Below are 2,889 nucleotides of genomic sequence, written 5' to 3' on the forward strand. Positions count from 1 at the left end.
GTGCGGGGCTTTTCGAAGTACACGCGCATCACCACCTCCAGCGTGTCGGCGTGCTTCTCCCGCACGGACTTGAGCTTGCGCGCGTACTCCAGCGCGGCGTCCGGGTCGTGGATCGAGCACGGGCCGATCACCACCAGCAGCCGGTCGTCGGCGCCTTCGATGATCTCGTGGATGGCGCGGCGGGTGCGGCTGATCAGCGTCTCCACCGGCGTGCCGCGGATGGGGAAAAAGCGGATCAGGTGTTCGGGCGGAGGTAGCACGGTGATGTCCTTGATGCGCTCGTCGTCGGTGTTGCTGGTCTTGTCGGCGGGGTGCGCATACCAGGCATCGGTAGCGGAGGCGTTGGAACTCATGACGTGCTTTCGAAAAGGTGTGAAAACGCGGGCCAAAAAAAAACCGCCGGGGGACCGGCGGTTCTTGAAAGGTTCGTTGCGTTTCTTGCGGGTACGCTCAGATCTCTCTTCCGCCGGGGGCGCTTGAGAACCAGAAATACCCAAAAAAGAAACCGCGAACGGAACACATGCAACGAATGTAGCACAGCGTCTTGGCAAGTGCCACCGCGGCACGCGGCGATGCCGGGCCGCTGCAGGCGCCCCGTTCACGAGGAGGCGGGCCGGAAGGTGTTCAGCGCCTGCAGGTAGCAGGCGTATTCGATCGGCCGCGCCGGGCCGCGCCCCGCCGCGCCCCACCACAGGCGGGCGGTGGTCGCGCAGCACGGTCAGCTGTCCATCACAGCGACGCGACTGCTTCGCGGCCGCGGCTGAGTCGCAGTTGGGCCAGCACCGCCTCGGCATGGGCGCCAGGTGGTCCATGCTTTTGGAAAAGATGCGGCCGTCCTCGGCCGCCACCGCGGCACGCAGGAAGTTGCTCAGGTCGCCGAAAGATGTCGATGCTCGGCAGGTTGTTCGAGCGGTCGACCGGCAGGCGGGAAGTCGGCCAGCTCACGGCGCTGGCCGCTATTGCAGCGCCAGCGGCGGGGACAGCACCGAGGCGGCACCCCCGCGCCCTGGTGCGGCGGGGCGACAGCCTCGCCAACGGGCGGTATCAGGCGGTGCCGCCGACCGTCAGGCCGTCGATGCGCAGCGTCGGCTGGCCCACCCCCACCGGCACGCTCTGGCCTTCCTTGCCGCAGGTGCCCACACCGGAGTCCAGCTTCATGTCGTTGCCGATCATGCTGATGCGGGTCAGGGCGTCGGGCCCGTTGCCCACGATCGTCGCGCCCTTGACCGGGTACTGGATCTTGCCGTTTTCCACCCAGTAAGCCTCGCTCGCCGAGAACACGAACTTGCCCGAGGTGATGTCGACCTGGCCGCCGCCGAAGTTGGTGGCGTACAGGCCCTTCTTGATGCTGGCCACGATCTCGTCCGGCGCCCTGCCGCCCGCCAGCATGTAGGTGTTGGTCATGCGCGGCATCGGGATGTGGGCGTAGCTTTCGCGCCGGCCGTTGCCGGTGGGCTTGACGCCCATCAGCCGGGCGTTCATCGAATCCTGGATGTAGCCGCGCAGGATGCCGTCTTCGATCAGCACGTTGCGCTGGCTGGGGTTGCCTTCGTCGTCCACGTTGAGCGAGCCGCGCCGGTCGGCGATGGTTCCGTCGTCCAGCACCGTCACGCCCTTGGCCGCCACCCGCTGGCCGATCTTGCCGCTGAAGGCGCTGGAGCCCTTGCGGTTGAAGTCGCCTTCCAGGCCGTGGCCCACCGCTTCGTGCAGCAGGATGCCGGGCCAGCCCGGCCCGAGCACCACGGTCATCTCGCCGGCCGGCGCGGGCCGGGCCTCGAGGTTGGTCAGCGCCGCCGCCACGGCGTCGTCGACGTAGCTTTGCAGCTGCGCATCGGTGAAATAAGCCAGCCCGAAGCGGCCGCCGCCGCCGCCCGAGCCCATCTCGCGGCGGCCGTTCTGCTCGGCGATCACCGTCACCGACACGCGCACCAGCGGCCGCACGTCGGCGGCCATGGTGCCGTCGGCACGCGCCACCAGCACCACGTCGAATTCGGCGGCCAGGCCGGCCATCACCTGCGCCACGCGCGGGTCCTTGGCGCGGGCCATCTGCTCGACGCGGCCCAGCAGTTCCACCTTGGCGGTGCTGTCGAGGCTGGCGATCGGGTCCAGGCCGTTGTAGAGCGAGCGGCTGCCCGCCACCTTCGGCGTGGCCACCTTGACCCGGCCGCCGTTGACGGCGGCGATGGAGCGCACCGTGCGCGCCGCATCCAGCAGCGAGGCTTCCGAGATGTCGTCCGAGTAGGCAAAGGCCGTCTTCTCGCCGCTGACGGCGCGCACGCCGACGCCCTGGTCGATGCTGAAGCTGCCGGTCTTGACGATGCCTTCTTCCAGGCTCCAGCCTTCGCTGCGCGTGTACTGGAAGTACAGGTCGGCGTCGTCGACCTTGTGGGCGCGGATCTCCGCCAGCGCGCGGATGAGGTGGGTTTCGTCGAGGCCGAAGGGTTCGAGCAGCAGGGCGCGGGCGGTGGCCAGGCGCTCGATGGTGGGTTCGCGGGCGATCATCGGCCCATTGTAGGCCGCCCCTTTTGCCCGTGCCGGCGCGTGGACGAAGGGTGCCTCAGCTCTGTACCAGGCGCCTGGCCTTGGAGATCGACATCAGCACGCCCAGCGCCATGCCCAGCGTCAGCATCGCGGTGCCGCCGTAGCTGATGAAGGGCAGCGGCACACCCACCACCGGCAGGATGCCGCTGACCATGCCCATGTTCACGAAGGCGTAGGTAAAGAAGATCATGGTCATCGCACCGCCCAGCAGCCGCGAGAACATGCTGGGCGCCTCCAGCGCGATGGCCAGCCCGCGCATGATCAGGAACAGGAAGGCGGCGATCAGGCACAGGTTGCCGACCAGGCCGAACTCCTCGGAGAAGGCGGCGAAGATGAAGTCGGTGGTGC

Annotated in this window: 2 protein-coding genes and 1 pseudogene; all 3 read right to left on the reverse strand. The window is 68.3% G+C overall.

The window, feature by feature from the left end:
* Positions 1-353: pseudogene (locus JWP65_RS07870) on the reverse strand (3-deoxy-7-phosphoheptulonate synthase); the annotation flags it as partial.
* Between the two features lie 691 nt (positions 354-1,044).
* Positions 1,045-2,502 carry a metalloprotease TldD gene (gene tldD, locus JWP65_RS07875; protein WP_299762420.1) on the reverse strand — a complete coding sequence of 486 codons (1,458 nt, stop codon included), beginning with the start codon at positions 2,500-2,502 and terminating at the stop codon, positions 1,045-1,047.
* 55 nt (positions 2,503-2,557) lie between these two features.
* The coding region (locus JWP65_RS07880) for an FtsW/RodA/SpoVE family cell cycle protein (protein WP_299762422.1) at positions 2,558-2,889 on the reverse strand (332 nt) is incomplete at its 5' end.

The organism is Ramlibacter sp. (assembly GCF_028292805.1).
In the GTDB taxonomy this organism is placed as follows: Bacteria; Pseudomonadota; Gammaproteobacteria; order Burkholderiales; family Burkholderiaceae_C; genus Ramlibacter.

Excerpts from the sequence above, each read along its gene's own strand:
- tldD (WP_299762420.1), bottom strand. The coding sequence starts at position 2,502 with ATGATCGCCCGCGAACCCACCATCGAGCGCCTGGCCACCGCCCGCGCC.